Origin of the sequence: Faecalibacter rhinopitheci, assembly GCF_015234135.1 — a bacterium.
Classification (GTDB): domain Bacteria; phylum Bacteroidota; class Bacteroidia; order Flavobacteriales; family Weeksellaceae; genus Empedobacter; species Empedobacter rhinopitheci.
This window is the reverse complement of the sequence record NZ_JADGIK010000004.1, coordinates 152,659-169,335: the sequence shown is the minus strand read 5'-3', so window position 1 is coordinate 169,335 and position 16,677 is coordinate 152,659. Positions and strand designations below refer to the sequence as shown.

Annotated in this window: 16 protein-coding genes; 6 read left to right on the top strand and 10 right to left on the bottom strand. The window is 30.3% G+C overall.

Features of this window, described 5'->3' with window-relative positions:
* Positions 1-199 precede the first annotated feature (199 nt).
* Positions 200-2,596, top strand: coding sequence for a T9SS-dependent choice-of-anchor J family protein (locus IM532_RS07275; RefSeq protein WP_194182792.1), 2,397 nt, complete (start codon positions 200-202; stop codon positions 2,594-2,596).
* A gap of 80 nt (positions 2,597-2,676) precedes the next feature.
* Here IM532_RS07275 and rimO read toward each other — a convergent pair whose 3' ends face one another.
* Both rimO and IM532_RS07265 read right to left on the bottom strand, forming a co-directional pair.
* On the bottom strand, positions 2,677-3,981 hold the full coding sequence (gene rimO, locus IM532_RS07270) for a 30S ribosomal protein S12 methylthiotransferase RimO (RefSeq protein ID WP_194182791.1): 1,305 nt from the start codon (positions 3,979-3,981) through the stop codon (positions 2,677-2,679).
* 267 nt (positions 3,982-4,248) lie between these two features.
* Positions 4,249-5,415, bottom strand: coding sequence for a zinc-dependent alcohol dehydrogenase (locus IM532_RS07265; RefSeq protein ID WP_194182790.1), 1,167 nt, complete (start codon positions 5,413-5,415; stop codon positions 4,249-4,251).
* A gap of 450 nt (positions 5,416-5,865) precedes the next feature.
* Between IM532_RS07265 and IM532_RS07260 the strand changes: the two genes are divergently transcribed.
* Entirely contained in the window at positions 5,866-6,378 is a 513-nt protein-coding gene (locus tag IM532_RS07260; RefSeq protein ID WP_194182789.1) for a DUF3223 domain-containing protein, read from the top strand.
* A 68-nt stretch (positions 6,379-6,446) separates the two neighbouring features.
* Here the strand turns inward: IM532_RS07260 and IM532_RS07255 are convergent, their stop codons facing one another.
* Genes IM532_RS07255 through IM532_RS07245 form a run of 3 tightly spaced genes read right to left on the bottom strand, consistent with a single transcriptional unit; the run spans position 6,447 to position 9,092 of the window.
* The gene (locus IM532_RS07255) at positions 6,447-7,487 is read right to left on the bottom strand and encodes a glycosyltransferase (protein ID WP_194182788.1); all 1,041 of its coding nucleotides are present in this window, start codon (positions 7,485-7,487) and stop codon (positions 6,447-6,449) included.
* 16 nt (positions 7,488-7,503) lie between these two features.
* Entirely contained in the window at positions 7,504-7,941 is a 438-nt protein-coding gene (locus IM532_RS07250) for a DUF2750 domain-containing protein (RefSeq protein ID WP_194182787.1), read from the bottom strand.
* An 11-nt stretch (positions 7,942-7,952) separates the two neighbouring features.
* Complete coding sequence (locus IM532_RS07245) at positions 7,953-9,092, bottom strand: THUMP domain-containing class I SAM-dependent RNA methyltransferase (protein ID WP_194182920.1); 1,140 nt, start codon at positions 9,090-9,092, stop codon at positions 7,953-7,955.
* Positions 9,093-9,278: 186 nt separating this feature from the next.
* Here IM532_RS07245 and IM532_RS07240 point away from each other — a divergent pair, with 186 nt between their 5' ends.
* Genes IM532_RS07240 through IM532_RS07230 form a run of 3 tightly spaced genes read left to right on the top strand, consistent with a single transcriptional unit; the run spans position 9,279 to position 11,099 of the window.
* Positions 9,279-9,662 carry a Fur family transcriptional regulator gene (locus IM532_RS07240; RefSeq protein ID WP_194182786.1) on the top strand — a complete coding sequence of 128 codons (384 nt, stop codon included), beginning with the start codon at positions 9,279-9,281 and terminating at the stop codon, positions 9,660-9,662.
* A 5-nt stretch (positions 9,663-9,667) separates the two neighbouring features.
* Complete coding sequence (locus IM532_RS07235; RefSeq protein WP_194182785.1) at positions 9,668-10,396, top strand: SAM-dependent methyltransferase; 729 nt, start codon at positions 9,668-9,670, stop codon at positions 10,394-10,396.
* Entirely contained in the window at positions 10,389-11,099 is a 711-nt protein-coding gene (locus tag IM532_RS07230) for a ZIP family metal transporter (protein WP_194182784.1), read from the top strand. Before IM532_RS07235 ends, IM532_RS07230 begins: the two co-directional genes overlap by 8 nt.
* 37 nt (positions 11,100-11,136) lie before the next feature.
* Here IM532_RS07230 and IM532_RS07225 read toward each other — a convergent pair whose 3' ends face one another.
* The 3 genes from IM532_RS07225 to IM532_RS07215 form a co-directional block, all read right to left on the bottom strand.
* The gene (locus IM532_RS07225) at positions 11,137-11,727 is read right to left on the bottom strand and encodes a hypothetical protein (RefSeq protein ID WP_194182783.1); all 591 of its coding nucleotides are present in this window, start codon (positions 11,725-11,727) and stop codon (positions 11,137-11,139) included.
* A 71-nt stretch (positions 11,728-11,798) separates the two neighbouring features.
* A complete protein-coding gene (locus IM532_RS07220; protein ID WP_194182782.1) occupies positions 11,799-12,497 on the bottom strand; it encodes a pseudouridine synthase in 699 nt (232 codons plus the stop codon).
* Between the two features lie 66 nt (positions 12,498-12,563).
* On the bottom strand, positions 12,564-13,358 hold the full coding sequence (locus IM532_RS07215) for an SPFH domain-containing protein (RefSeq protein ID WP_194182781.1): 795 nt from the start codon (positions 13,356-13,358) through the stop codon (positions 12,564-12,566).
* Positions 13,359-13,648: 290 nt separating this feature from the next.
* On the opposite strand from IM532_RS07215, the gene IM532_RS07210 reads away from it, so the two are divergent.
* Positions 13,649-14,398, top strand: a complete 750-nt coding sequence (locus IM532_RS07210; protein WP_194182780.1) for a Rossmann-fold NAD(P)-binding domain-containing protein — start codon at positions 13,649-13,651, stop codon at positions 14,396-14,398.
* 127 nt (positions 14,399-14,525) lie between these two features.
* Here IM532_RS07210 and IM532_RS07205 read toward each other — a convergent pair whose 3' ends face one another.
* Positions 14,526-15,296: a LytR/AlgR family response regulator transcription factor gene (locus IM532_RS07205; protein ID WP_194182779.1), complete on the bottom strand. Its 771-nt coding sequence runs from the start codon at positions 15,294-15,296 to the stop codon at positions 14,526-14,528.
* A 61-nt stretch (positions 15,297-15,357) separates the two neighbouring features.
* Positions 15,358-16,677, bottom strand: a complete 1,320-nt coding sequence (locus IM532_RS07200) for a RagB/SusD family nutrient uptake outer membrane protein (RefSeq protein ID WP_194182778.1) — start codon at positions 16,675-16,677, stop codon at positions 15,358-15,360.

The window sequence follows — 16,677 nt, the reverse complement described above, 5'->3', positions numbered from 1 at the left end:
CTATATTTATATAATTATTATTTTCTTTATTAATGATAACCTCTAAATATACAACAAACCATACAATTTATCAAACAAACACATTATTAATAGCTTAAGGAAATATTTTTTCAAAAAAATGTACATTTTATTTTAATTCTATTTTGCATTATTGATAATTCTTTATATATTTAAATTAATTACACTAATAAAATACATTATGAAGAAAAATTTACTAGGATTAGCCTTTTTGGCTATGCTTCCTTCTGTGAGTAACGCACAGATTTTCCAGGAAGATTTTGACGGTAAGGGACCAGGAATGAGCGCATGGACAACCATCGATGTGGATGGTAAAAACCCTGCTCCTGCAGTTAATTTTATCACAAATGGGTGGAATAGAATTGACAGACTTGGTGTTAATGGAAACTTTGGTGGACCTGCTGGTAATTATGCAGCTATGAGTACATCATGGTACAATCCTGCAGCTACATCTAACGATTGGTTAATTAGCCCAGTTATTGACTTAACTGCTGCTGTATCACCAGAATTATCGTTTGAAATAAAATCTCAAGATCCAGATTTCCCAGATGGTTACAAATTAATGTTATCAACTACAGGTGGAAATACGGTAGCAGATTTTGATGTAACTTTATACTCAAACCCAGCAGAGGATGCTGAATGGGTTACAAGAACTGTTGATTTAAAAAGCTATGTTGGAAAATCAGTTAGAATTGCTTGGGTAAACAATACTAATGATGCTTTTATGCTAATGGTAGATAACATTATTGTTAATGATAATAACACTAATGCAGAAGCTATTTTTAACGAATCTTTTGAGGCAGACTCACCTACAAGAGCAAATTGGACACAAGAAAATGTTCTTGGTAATGCACAATGGACTTTTGCAACTGGATCTACAGGAGGTTTAACTACAGCACATGGAGGAACTTTAAATGCAAGATTTGTAAGTGTAGCTGGAACAAATTCTCCAGTAACAAAATTAGTCACACCACAAATTAATGCAGGTAGTGGACAAGCTTATTTAGACTTTTATTATGCAAACCCTGATTGGTTAGGAGATATAAATCCATTAAAAGTTTATTACAAATTAAATGATTCATCTGATTGGGTGTTATTATTTACTGAAAATGGTTCTAAAAATTCTTGGACAAACAAAAAAATTCAGCTACCTGAAGTTTCAAGTACAATGAAGTTTGCTTTCGAAGGTATTAATAACTATGGAAGAGCAAATGTTATTGATGATGTTCAAGTATTTGCAGGTGAAATTCCACCTTTACCACCTTTACCTGAAGTATGTGGAATAGAAAATGTTTCTAATGAATTAGAAAATGGAATTGGTAATACTATCAGCTTCACATATGCTAATGATTTTAGAGTTAATGCAGTTTCAAAAATTGATGTTTCTCAAATTTCATTTAATTTAATTACTGCTACAAGTGGTATTTCAACTGCAACTTTTACAATTGTTGAAGATCAAGACGGTGTACCAGGAGATAATGTTATATATACTTTTACAGGAGCTCCTACAGCTACTGAAAATATTGGAGAAAACTTCGGATTTAGTTTTTCTAAATATACATATGATCTACCAGAAGTTGTTACATTAGAAAATACAACAGATACACATAAGAGATATTGGTTAAAAGTTGAAGGTGTACAACCTAATTCTGGAACAAACGCTTACTGGGAAGTAACTTCTGTAGACAATTCAGAATTCCCAATGGTTGTTTTCGATACAACTACACAAACTTGGACAGAATTACCAAACGAAGGGGTATTTACAGTTACAGGAGAATGTTCTTCATTAACTCCAGAGCCAGGAGAGGATTGTTCACAAGCAACTCCATCAAATGGGTTTGAAAATGGATTTGGATCACTTATAGCTGCTGAAATTGGAAATGATTTCCAAATTGAAGCAAACACTACTTTCAATTTAAATAAAGTTAGCGTTAACATGATGAGTTCAACAGGAATCAATTCTGCATCTGTTAATATTTATGAAAATAACAATGGTTATCCTGGAGCATTAATTAAAACTTTCTCAGCTACACCTACTCGTGAGGTAGTTGGATCTGCATTTGGTTTTGATGTTTCTACTTACACTTTTGATTTACCAGAAGCTGTTCAATTACAAGCTCCTGCTGATCAAAGTGCTACATATTGGATTGGAATCAGTAATGCTGTTGTAGCTTCTGGAACTAATGCATATTGGGAAGGAACTTCTATCTTAACTAATACGACATACCGTACTAAGTTTAAAAATGCTAGTGGATGGGCTGATTTATCTAATCCAGATTGGGATGGAGTATTCTCTATTTCTGGTGAATGTGCATCATTAGCTATTGACAATGAAATTGTAAATGTTGACAAATTATCTTTCTACCCTAACCCGGTTCAAGACAAATTATTCGTTCAATATAACAAAGTAATTTCTTCTATCGAAGTTTACAACTTAACTGGTCAAAACGTTTTAAGTGCTAAATTAAACACTAAAGATGGTTCAGTTAACTTAGCTAATCTTCCTAAAGGAGTTTATGTAGTAAATGCTAAATTAGCAGATGGTACAAACCAAACATTTAAAGTAATTAAGAAATAATTTCTTAAACTATAAATAAAATAAAGCCCTCATAAAATTTATGAGGGCTTTTATTTTATATTATATTTTTTAAAAAAATCTTAGTCGATTACTTTACCAATTAAATCAAATTCGTACGCTTCGATAATCTCAACGTTTACAAATTCTCCTACTGGTAAATAAGTATCAATTGCAGAAATTAAAATCTCATTATCTACATCTGGAGAATCATGTTCTGTTCTTCCAACAAAATTATCACCCTCTTTACGATCAATTAAAACTTTAAAAACTTTTCCAATTTTTTCTTGATTCAAATCGTAAGAAATTTGAGATTGAATTTCCATAATCTCTTCTACACGTTGCTGTTTAACTTCTTCTGGTACGTCATCTATTAAATTATACGCATGCGTATTTTCTTCATGAGAATAAGTAAAACAACCTAAACGATCAAACTTTTGCTCTTGTACCCAAGCTTTCATTTCTTGGAAATCTTCTTCAGTTTCACCTGGATAACCACAAATCAAAGTTGTACGGATCGTCATATCTGGTGCTTTTGTGCGGAAAGCTTCTAATAATGCATTCGTTTTCTCTTTCGTAGTTCCACGACGCATTGATTTTAAAATGTTTGTAGAAATATGTTGTAATGGAATATCTAAGTAATTACAAACTTTAGGCTCTTCACGAATTACATCCAATACATCTTCTGGAAAACCAGCTGGAAATGCATAATGTAAACGTATCCACTCTATACCTTCAACTTTTACCAATTCTTTTAATAGAGAAGCTAATTCACGTTTTTTATATAAGTCTAACCCGTAATAAGTCAAATCTTGTGCAATTAAGATTAATTCTTTAGTTCCATTTTTTGCTAAATGAGTTGCTTCTTTTACTAAATCTTCTATTGGTCTAGATACATTTCCTCCACGCATTAAAGGAATTGCACAGAAAGAACAAGGACGATCGCACCCTTCAGCAATTTTTAAATATGCATAATGACGAGGAGTTGTCGTTAAACGTTCTCCTACTAACTCATGCTTATAATCTGCACCTAATGCTTTTAATAACAATGGTAACTCTCGTGTACCAAAATACTGGTCAACGTTAGGAATTTGCTCCAACAAATCTGGTTTGTATCGTTCTGATAAACATCCAGTAACAAATACTTTTTCTACTAAACCATCTTCTTTACGTTGAACATAATCCAAGATTGTATCAATACTTTCTTCTTTAGCATTATCTATAAATCCACAAGTATTAATTACAACAATATCACCTGACTGCTCATGAACTACTTCTTTTCCATTGGCTTTTAATTGTCCCATTAAAACCTCTGAATCATATACATTTTTTGAACACCCTAATGTAATAACGTTGATTTTCTTTTTTCCAACCGATTTTGTACGCATTGCTTCAATTTAAGTGTGCAAATTTACGAATAATATTGGTAGAAGCGAATAAAATTATAGAGTTTGATTAAAATAAAACTATATGTATGAAGGAAATTATAAGAACTAATTTTAGAATTTTCAACGAAAAAAACCTCACTAAAAAGCTTTATTAAAAGAATTTATAGTGAGGTTTTTCTATTAATGCATTTATTTTGATGATTTATATAATTATAATAAGAATAAAAAATAAGTCATTTGTAAGCATTTATATAAGAAATTTTTATTCTACGCCCATGGATCTAATACTACTTTAACACAATCATCTTTCTTATTTTTAAAAATATCATAAGCATGTGCTACTTCTGTTAATGGTAAGCGATGTGTAATAATATCATCTAAAGTTATTTTGCCATCTATAACATATTGCATTAATTTATCAATATATTTATGTACCAAAGCTTGTCCTCCTCGCAATGTTATACCTTTATCAAAGAATTGACCAACAGGGAAATTATCATAGTAAGTAGGATAAACTCCTAAAACACTAACAATTCCACCCCTTCTTACTGCGCTCATACACGCCTCTAAGACTTTGACAGACCCTTTCTCGAAATTCACCAAAGCTTTTGCACGATCAACTAAATTTCTATCAGGTTCAAAACCTACAGCATCAATACATGCATCCGCACCCCTTCCTTGAGTCATTTCTCTAATTTTCTCAATCACTTCTTTTGGATCTTCCCACAATATAGTTTCACAATTTGCAGTTTTTGAAGCTTTTTGCAAACGATATTCTACAGTATCTACAATAATTACACGTCCAGCATTTCTTAGCCAAGCACTTTTAGCAGTCATGATACCAACAGGTCCCGCTCCAAAAATAACAACAGTTTCGCCACCTTTAATTTCTGCCCAATCTACTCCTGAATATCCAGTAGGGAAAATATCAGTCAAGAAAAGTACCTGTTCATCAGAAAACTGTTCAGGTACTAAACGAGGCCCAAAATCTGCATAAGGAACTCTTACATATTGTGCTTGTCCGCCATCATAACCACCGTAGAGATCTGTATACCCAAATAAAGCTCCACCTTTCTCATCTACTACTCCACCTTCTGGTCCATAATGATCTGGATTACTATGCTCACAATGTACTGGTAAGTCATTATCACAAAAATAACAACCACCACACGCTATAGGAAATGGTACAACTACCCGGTCTCCTACTTTTAAATTCTTTACACTATGTCCTACTTCTTCTACAATTCCCATAAATTCATGTCCTAATATCATAGGTGTAGGTTGCGGAAATCCACCAGAATAAATGTGTAAATCAGAACCGCAAATTGCAGTTGAAGTTACACGTAATACTACATCAGTGGAATCTTTAATTTGCGGATCGGGTGTATCGTCGCACGATATTTTTCCCGGTGAATGAATTACTGCTGCTTTCATAATATTCATTTTTGAGGTTAATATATAGTATCTACTAATAATTATTTTGTCAGATATAATTGCTCTAAAACTTAGACTACTATAAATCGTTCTATTGTAAATATTGTATAAATAGATATTAATATTTATCTGACATTAATTGATCAGTTGGAAATTAATCAATCAAAAATAAGTCCATTGATGAACCTAAATAAAACATAAAAACCTCATTAACTGATATGTAACCAATTTAAATACCTAAACTTGTGGTTTTTTAGATTTTTTTATTTTAAAATTTAAAAACATAAATAAGGTTATTAAATTTTGATTTTGATTTAGAATTTCAATAATTAGGTGGAGCTTTGACATAAAAAATACCTATTTTAAACCATGAAAAAATTATTCAGTATAGTTTTATAAATATTTAGTGAGATATTATCTCTACTTTCGCAGATATAATAAAAATTAAAAATGATTCAAAAGGTTACTGTAAATAATATTGAATTTAATTCAAAAACGAAAGTTCAGGAATATGCAAAAACAATATTAAATAAGTATACAAGTAATGAAATATTGTCACAAGAAGATTCTGAGTTTATGATCGCATACTTTGAACAATTTCATTATGAATGGAAAAGAAAAAATGGAGCTGGAATTGAAAATGTGTTTATCAAAAAATCTGAATGGGAAAATAACGAATTTTGGATTCTACGCAAAGATGGTACAACGACTGATATAAGTTACATTATAAGAAAAATTGCTAAACCAGATTATAAATTCTGGCTAGAATTAGCTTTTGGAAATGCCATTAAAATTGATGGAAATAAATCTTTGAAAGAAGTAATCAATGCTTTTGCTAAAGCTAAAGAACTTACAATCTCAGCAGATTTATTTGCAGCAAATCAAGAACAAGAAATGGTTCCTCAATTAGCTGATGCTACTTTAACAGAAGAATTTATTGCATTTTATGCTCAAGCTAATTAAAAGGCTTACATATCATATTTTAAAACAAATAAAAACCTCATCAATTCTGATGAGGTTTTTTTTATATTTTAATCTTCTAAATGAAAATGTGTCGGAAACGCTTTTTTCGGATTTTGTTTCAATACATTTAATTTGAACTGACTTTCTAAAAAACCATACCCATAATTAAAAAACTGAATTAAGGTTGTTTGCATTGACAACAATCCAACTTTTATAGATCTAAATCTGATATATGAAAAAACAAAAATTAAAATCATATATACAAGCCAAAAATCAAATGGAATCCATAAAATAGCTTGATAATCTACAATAAGTAAACCTAATAAAAAAGTAAACCAAGAAAATAAAGTTCCTAAAAAGAACAAACTTGGAAACCAAAATGTAAGTTTTACAAATTTTGGGTGTCGTTGATTAAGAATCGGACGAGCCACACCAAATTGATACACTTGTTTCGCAAATTTCTTTAGTGAAGTGCGACGTTTATGAATTACTTTTGAATCTGGAAATAAACGAGTGTCAAAACCATTTTCCCATAACCGCATAGACAAGTCTGGATCTTCACCAATTCGCATTGCTGCAAATCCTCCGGTAACTTCATAGGCTTTTCGAGAAATTCCCATATTGAAACTACGCGGCTGAAATTTCCCCACTTGCTTCTTACCTCCTCTAATTCCACCAGTCGTTAAAAAAGACGTCATCGAAAATGTAATTGCCTTCTGATAATCATTAAATGATTCATCAGCATCGTCAGGACCACCAAAAGCATCAACAAAATTCGAATTTAATTCATCAAAAACTGATTGAATATAAGTTGAAGGAATAATCGTATCCGAATCCAAGAAAATAAAGTAATTACCGCTGGCTTTTTCCATCCCATAATTGCGTGATTTTCCTGGACCTGAATTCGATTTATAATAATATTTAATATCTAATTGATCTTTGAATTTAGCACAAACAACATCTAATTTATTCTTTGATCCATCGTCAACGATAATCATTTCAAAATTAACATTTGTTTGTTTTGTTAAACTTGTCAATAATTCTGTTAACTCGTCTTGTCGCTCATAAACTGCAACAATAATTGATAACTGTAAGTTTGTTGTATTCAAAATCAAAAAGAAACTATTAATTTAAACTCTCTTTTATATCAAGAGCTGCAGACCTAATTTCTGCAATATTTTTTGCTAGCAAAGGTTTATAATCAATTCCATTAGTTCTTACGTAATGAACTATTTCTAAAATAAAATCAATCGGAGAGATTTCTTCACCTTGTAAATCAGCATTAAAATTAAGACCAGCAAGAGCAACTTCTTCGATCATTCCGAAAAGCCATTCTTCTAAGAAAACATTGAAATCTAATGATTCCGTTTTATGATTTTCCCATTGATTTTTTCTTGCTTCTTGCGCTTTATCTTCAGAAGACCAAAAACAAATAACTTCTAGATTTGATCCATCTTCATATTCAAACTCTTCTGATAAAGATGTTGCAAAACCTTCTTCAGATGTTAACAAATAGACTTTTTGGTTATCAATTATTTGTTTAATAAAATCTCTAGTATCCAATATTGTTTGCTTTAGTTATCTTGTTTTTTAAACTTTTTTGTTCCTTCGTACATTTCATATTGTAAGAAGTCACACTCTAATTTACCGTTAAAAACTTTTATTTTGCGAGACGGTTTTAGCCCTACATATTTTTTAGCTGATAAATCTGATGTAACAAACCAAGCCAAAGTATTAGGGTAGCTTGATTTTAACGTATCCCCAATTTGCTTATAAAATACTTGGTTATCATTTTCTAATCGTTCATTATATGGAGGATTGAAAACAATTGAAACTGGGAACATATCTTTCTGAGAAGTAAAGAAATCCTGTTGACGAATTTCGATAACCTCTGATAAATCTGCCGAACGAATATTTTCCTCAGCAATTTTCACCATCATTGGAGAAATATCGTAACCTACAATTTTATAATCAAAATCACGAATTCTATTAATTCTGAAATTTCTTATTTCTGCGAATAATGTAGCATCATAATCTGGCCAATTTTGGAAAGAAAAATCTCTACGGTGAAGTTGAGCTGGAATGTTACAAGCAATCATAGCTGCTTCTACTAACATTGTTCCAGATCCGCACATAGGGTCTAGGTAATTTCCTTTTCCGTCCCAACCTGCTGTAATTAATAAACAAGAAGCTAAAACCTCGTTGATTGGAGCTGGTCCAGTCTCTGAACGATATCCACGCTTGTGTAAAGATTCTCCCGATGAATCAATAGATAACGTTACTTTATCGTGTGATATGTGTAAATTAAAACGAATATCTGGATTATCCTTATCAATACTTGGACGTCGCCCTACATTTTCTTGGAATCGGTCAACAATAGCATCTTTAACTTTTAAGGCTGCATAATGTGAGTGTGTAAAGTAATCTGAAAAAACTGTAGGATCAATCATAAACGTTTGATCAACGTTAAAATAATTTTCCCAAGGGAATTTTTTCATTCTTTCATACAATTGTGTATCCGTTTTCACAGAAAATGTATGAATAGGTTTTTGAATTCTTAAAGCTGTTCTTAAGCTGTAATTTGCTTTGTACATAAACCCTAAGTCTCCATAGAATTCGACCATACGATTACCAATTGTTACATCAGCCGCACCTAAAGCCTTCAATTCTTGTGCTAATATTTCTTCGAAACCATAAAAGGTTTTCGCCTGCATTCTAAAATTTTCCAAACAATCAAAATTTTCACAAAAGTAACTCATTTTATTCTATTACTCACTATATAGCTTCGTTTGTTAAATATATTAAACTCACTACAAAGTAAATTTTACCGTAAATTTTATAAATATATCTTAATAAAATAAAGAATTGTTCGTATTATTGCAACTCAATTGCAATAAGAAATGAAACGGCGAAATACACCTCAGAAAATTGCGGTTTTGGAATTATTTGAATCAAATACAACTGCACTAAATCAAGAAACTATTGAGAAATTGCTACATGAAAAAATGGATCGTGCAACAATTTATCGCATTCTTAAATGCTTTTGTGAAGACGGAAAGTTACACAAAGTGTTAGGGGATGATGGAATCTCTTACTATGCATTGTGTAAATCCTGCAAAGATGAAGAACATCATCACAATCACTTTCATTTTCAATGTGAGAAATGTAATGAGGTGATTTGTTTAAAGGAAGAAATACAAATTAACTTACCTAACGGTTTTGAAATGACACATTGCAATTGTGTAATAACTGGCATTTGCCCAAAATGTAAACAAATTAAATAAATAGAATGGATTGGTTTAAAGCTTGGTTTAATACACCATATTATCATATATTATATAAGAACAGAAGCGAAACTGAAGCTAAAAATTTCATTGAGAATATTTCTAAACATATTGAGATTCAAAACAATTCAAAAGTTATGGATCTTGCATGCGGAAAAGGAAGACATTCTGTTACCTTGAATGAATTAGGCTTTGATGTGGTTGGTTTAGATCTTTCAGATGAAAGTATATCCTATGCGAAACAATTCGAAAACAATACTTTGCATTTTGATGTACATGATATGCGAAAAGTATATCAAGAAAACGGTTTTGATGCGATTTTTAACTTATTTACAAGTTTTGGTTATTTTGAAGACGATGCTGATAATGCAAAAGTCTTTGAAGTAATTAAAATTCAATTAAATGAAAAAGGCTTATTTGTTTTTGATTATTTAAATGCTGTGAAAATCGTTGAAAATCTTGTACCCTACGAGGAAAAAGAAATTGACGGAATTTTATTTAAGATAACAAAATCTATAACAGATAAAGGTTTTATTAAAAAAGAAATAGATTTCATTGCCGATGGTAAAGATTGGCACTTCGAAGAATTTGTTAAAGTTTTATATTTAAAGGATTTTGAACAAATGATTACAAAAGCTGGTTTTACAACAAAAGCTGTATATGGTAATTATCAATTAAATGAGTATAACGAAAAGACTTCTGATCGTTTAATTTTAATTTTAGAAAATGCTTGAAATTAGTGTATTAATTGGTAGTGTAATTTTGGGTGTAATTTGCTCAAAGTTTTTTCTACGCAACAAACACAATTCAAAATTACTACTTACATTCAGTGGTGCATATTTTCTAGCGATGACCGTTTTAGAAATTTTACCACAAGTATACGGACATCATGGAGGCGAGCATTCTCATCATACAATTGGTTTGTTTGTTTTGGCTGGTGTTATTATCCAATATATTTTAGAAACGATAAGTAAAGGTGTAGAACATGGCCATGTACACTTACACCACAACGAAAATAAGTTTCCAATAGGCATTTTTGGAGGGTTATTCCTTCATTCGTTGATTGAAGGAATTCCAGTTGCCAATGCGGATTCCCATGACTTTATGTGGGCAATATTTATTCATAATATCCCAGTTTCAATGATTTTATATAGTGCTTTATCTCATCATACAAAATCTAAAATAAGACAGTTCTTATTTATGTTTCTATTCGCAATTGCAGCACCGATTGGTTTTTTATTAGGAAAACATACTGCTATTTCTAATTATACCTTAGAAATTAGCGCTATAGTTTCAGGAATTTTTTTACATATTTCAACTGTGATTTTGTTTGAAGCAAATGAGGGACACAAATTCAACATCAAAAAATTTGGTGTTATTGTCGTAGGATTCATATTGGCTTATGCAACTGTTTCAATGCATATGCACAATCATTAAAATATAAAAGCAACTCTTTGGGAGTTGCTTTTGTATATCATAAATAATAACGTCTATCTAAAACTAAATACTCTCCATTGGATTTAAATTTCCATTGTTGATCTTTTTTACATGATCCAGAATCATTCATTGATTTAATATTAAATTTTACTTCTAGCTCATTCATCAGAACACCTGTTTCATACTCACAATCATCAATTTTTACAGTTGAGCTCACTTTATCTTTAACTAAAAGATCTTCTTTAGGAATTAATTTTAGAGATTCATTGATAATATTTAAATCCATTTCTGTGTAGATTAAGTCATATTGTTCTCTAATTACATCGGTAGATAATCTTGATGAATTTGATTCGATTGCATTTCTGATTTTTGAATTTTCAGTACTTAGCTCAATTTCTTCAATCCGCTTTGGACAATCTAAATATTCTGGTATTTTATCTAATCTTTTATCCTCTAAATCTTTTTGAAGTGAGATAATTTCTGATACTAATTGTTTTTTTTCATTGGTAACCTCAGATAAATCTGTAACAATTTCCAATTCATCTGGATTTTCATCCTTAGATGTGTTCGAACTTCCGCAACTTAAAATAAGTAGTGTTGTAAATAAAGAAAATAAATATTTTATCATATTGTAATTGGTTTTAAATCAACTATTAAAATAATGAATATTTACGTAAAACTTTATCTTTTAACATTTAATTATTTATAACTATCTAGATTTAAATTAAGGATATCTCCTACTCGATTAAATTCATCATTAATTCTAGCATTTATTGTCATTTCCTGATTTGTAATAGGATGATTAAAGTTTAATTCATGAGCGTGTAGCATCATCCCTTTTAATCCAAAATTTTCTAGCCATAATTTATTCTGTTTATTACAACCATGTGGACGACTTCCCAAAATAGGATGGAAAATATGGCGAAAGTGTTTACGTAACTGATGCATACGTCCAGTTTCTGGTATTGCTTCTACTAAACAATAGCGTGATGTTGGATGATTATTATATTCTAATTCAATTTCTGCTGTTTGCAAACGTTTAAAGTACGTAATCGCATTTTGTTTTACACCATCATCATTCGTTAAATCATAGTCAATATTTAGCTCTTCTGGCGACCAACCACGTAAAATTGCTAAGTACTTCTTCTCTACCGAGCGCGTCGCAAATCGATCATTCATTATTTTTAACGTTTCCTTATCTAAAGCAAACAATAAAACACCGGAAGTTTTACGATCTAATCTATGAATTGGATAAACGTGTTGTCCACCAATTTGGTTTCTTAACTCTTGCACAGCAAATTCCTTTGCATCTCTGGCATAATAGGATTTATGAACTAATAAACCACTAGGCTTATTGATGGCGATAATATATTCGTCTTGGTAAAGAATTTCTAACATTGGGCAAAAATAAAAAGAGATTCCAATATGGAATCTCTTTTTATTAAACATTTATATAAATTTGAATTAATTAACAGACTTGAAAAATGCTGGTGCATTCCCATAAATAGGTGTTTTTCCGTCCCATTTTTCAATAAATTGTTGTTGAATTAATAATTGATTTAAAGAAACTTTTCGCAATTCATTTGCTCTCGCTTCAGATTCCGCCAAAACGATTAATTTTTTAGCACTAGCTTCTGCAACTTTTAATTCATTTTCTACACGTTGTGCGTCTTGTATAGCCGCATTTTTCTCATTAATAGCTTTTGTTATGGCTTCTGGATATTGTATTCCACTTGTTAATTGCTCTAAAGTAAATCCTTCATTTTTTAAGAAAGCAATCATCTTAGCTTGAACGCCATTTTCGAATGCCTCACGACTACTGATAATTTGATCTGTGGTAAATTTATTAAATTCAATTCTATAAACATCTTTGATATGATTGACTAAAGTATTTTGTAAAACTTCATTTATTCCTCTACGATATTTTTTGAAAATCTTTGGAGACTGTCCATCAATAACTTTTAATGAAATTGTAGGATCTACTGTGAAAACTGAACCATCTTTTGCATTTACAGTAAAAGCATCATAATTTACAGTTTGTACATAAGTTGGAATTTCAAAAACTTGTTCTGTCAATGGATTATACCAAACGCGTCCTGTTACCAAAGCTACATCTTGTATTCCTTTATCAGATCCATACATTTTCACCAATAAACCTTCATGTCCCGCATCTATACGTTCTGTACATGCTAATGCTGTTATAAATAAGAATAATGCTAATATTCCTCCTGCAGTAAGTTTGATTAAATTTTTATTCATTCGTAAAATAGATTTTTTTAAAAATAATTAGTGTGATGAAAATTAATAAGCATAGTAGTAAAAACTCCTATAAATACCGAAAGCGTATCCGGTCTACTGATCAGACCAAAAATGTATTGAATGGCAAATAATAAAAATGCAATCCAAATAGGAACTAAAGCAATTTTAAAGAGTGTTTTATTATTCATATACTTTTAATTTTCTTAAAATTATCATAAATAAATTAAATTGATAATAAGTTATGTCATTGTAAATAAAATTTATTATCACTATCTTTATAAAATGTTTTAATGAAAATGAAGAGAGGTTTAATTATTGGCAAAGGATGGATTGGAAGCAGGTTAGAAGACTTTCTACAACACAAATATACTTTTACTACAACTAAAAGAGAATCTGATGCAGTAAATTGTATTTCAGTAAATTTTGATGCAGAATTAATTCCTTTTATCAATACAAAAAAATATGATTTCGTTATAATAACAATTCCTTTTGGAAAAAGACACTCTTTAAAAGAATTAGAACTTAGATTTACTAATATTTCTAACTTTCTTTCAAATTACAAAGGACAAATCATTTTACTTTCGAGTACTGGAATTTATCCAAATAATGATCAAATTGTTAACGAAGATACATATCATGAAACTGATTTAGCTGAACCTTATATTTCTATTGAAAATTTAATAAAAATGCATTTCCCACAACTTAATATTCTACGTTTAGGTGGAATTATGGGTGATGATCGCTATTTATCTAAATACATCGACTTAAATAAAGATGAATTGAACGATATGGTCAATCATATACATTTTAAAGATATTATTAAGGTAATTAATACTTGTATAGAAAAAGAAGTAAAATCAACGATTTATAATGTTGTTGCACCTCAACATCCAACTAAAAGAGAAATATTAGAATATCAAATTAATAACAAAGTCTTAGATGCAACAATAAAAAAAGGTAAAATAATTTCGTCTGAAAAACTAATCAGTGAGCTGAATTACCAGTTTTTATTTCCAAATCCGTTAGAGTTTAAAAGCTAGTTTCTTTTTTTGTTTTCTTTATTAATATATATTACTATAAAAGATACTATAACTATTAAAGAAATTAGAATTGTATCCCAATGATTGATTAATATTTCTTTCATTTCATTTTTTTTAAAATTCTATTTTAATTATTTTCACTTATCCAATGGATAAATTCTCCAATTTGAGGTTTACTGATCAAAATTTCGGATTTAATTTCGGGTGTCGGATTTACGGTAATTTCCACTTTTTGGCTGGAATGTTTGATGATTTCTTGGATACAATTACGATGAATTATATATTTTCGGTTCACCTTAAAAAAACAATCTGAATTTAATTTATGAATAATTTCTTTCAGTGTATCATCATAAATATACGTTCGTCCATCATTAGTTCTTACAAATAAATGTTTTCCTGAAGCAAAAAAATAGGCTATTTCATCATCGTTTAATACAATAATTTTTTGACCATTTGTTACCAACAATTTATTAAGTTTATCCGCTTTTATATTATTTTCTATAGAAACCAAAGAATGTAATACCGACGAAGTATTAAAAGCTTCTTGGATGGTTTGAAACTTTTTTAATGCATGGTGTAATTCTTCTTCCTCATAAGGTTTTAGAATATAATCAATGGTAAAATGTTTAAAAACTTTTATCGCATACTCATCAAACGTAGTTACAAATATAATTGGAGACTTAATTTCAACTTCTTCGAAAATTTCTAAACTTTTGCCATCACCTAAATGGATATCCATAAAAATTAAATCAACCTGGTTATGGATAAAATATTGAATCGCTTCTGATTTTGATCTTAAAACCACAAGCTCATCAATCGCAACAATCGTTTGCTGTTGTAATATATTTTGTAAATAATTTACAGCTAATAATTCGTCTTCTACTATCGCAATTCTCATCGAGCGTAAAAATAAAAAAAAACGCCTAATAAAATTCATTAGACGCTTTTTTATAAAAATGTTACAGACTAGGATTATTTAATTTCGCTTGTTGTGGTATTTCAATGGTATATCGAACATCATTTGGTAATAAAATGTATTTGTTCCCACTGATATTATGTATAATTTGTTTTTGATTTGCTCTTCTTAAATCAAACCAACGATGCCCTTCTAAAGCAAATTCGCGGTTTCTTTCTTCTAATATAAATTCCAACAATTCAGAATCGTTCATGGTTTCGATTGATGCTTGGATAATTCCGAAGCCTTCAGCCGTATAGCGTTTGGCTAAAAATGGTTTCAAGACAGATTTAGCTTCTGTTATTTGATTTAATTTTAATAAAGCTTTTGCTTTAATCAAATACAATTCACTTACTCTAAAAGACATTCTGAAATCTGAACTTCCACCTTTCAAAATTTTATAGCCATCCCAACTGCTTTCGAAATATAAATTAAAACGTAAATCAGTTGTTTGGTCATAAGCTTCAATCAATTCTGGTGAAGCTGTTGCAATATATTTTAAAGAACTATTGAAATTATTATCCAACGCCATAATACCTTCTACTGATGTATAATGGTTCGGCAATGCGTTCTCAACATTCAAATCCACCAATTGATCATGAATAACTAAGGCAGCATTTGCACTAGCTAGAGCAAGATCCCAATTTTGTTGGTATAAATAAATACGCGACTTAAATGCCTGTATGGCTTGTTGAGAGAAACGATAATTTATTCCTACCGATTGCTGCTCTTCAACCATCAATGTATTGGCTTGTGCAATATCTAGATGGATTTGATCGTAAATTTCTTGTACAGTTGACGGAGCAACTGCTTTTTCTAAATCTAAAGATAAAACTAGTGGAACTCCACGATCTGAAGATGACGTTGTTGAATTATATGGTTTACCGTATAAATTAACCAAATCAAAATAGGCATAAGCACGTAATGCATAAGCTTCCGCTAAAATTTGATTTTTCTCTGGTGAATCTTTCATCGTTTGAATTCCTTCATTGATGATTTGATTCGTGTAAAAAATGACTGAATAAAATGCCTCCCACTGGAATTGTGTTGTCGCTTGATCTGGATTTACATCCTTCCACATTGCAATTTCGCGATATGATATAAAATCACTTGAATATTCATCTAAAACCAATTCGTCTGTACGAATGGCAGTTAATGATTTATGTTGTGGATATTTTGAATAAGCCATCGTTAAAACTTGACGATATTCTTCTACCGATTTAGGAATTACTTTTCCGTCTGGTTCTATATCTAAATAATCATCGCAGCTGATCGTTGAGAAACTTACGGCTACAACACTTAATAATAAAATTAATTTCTTCAT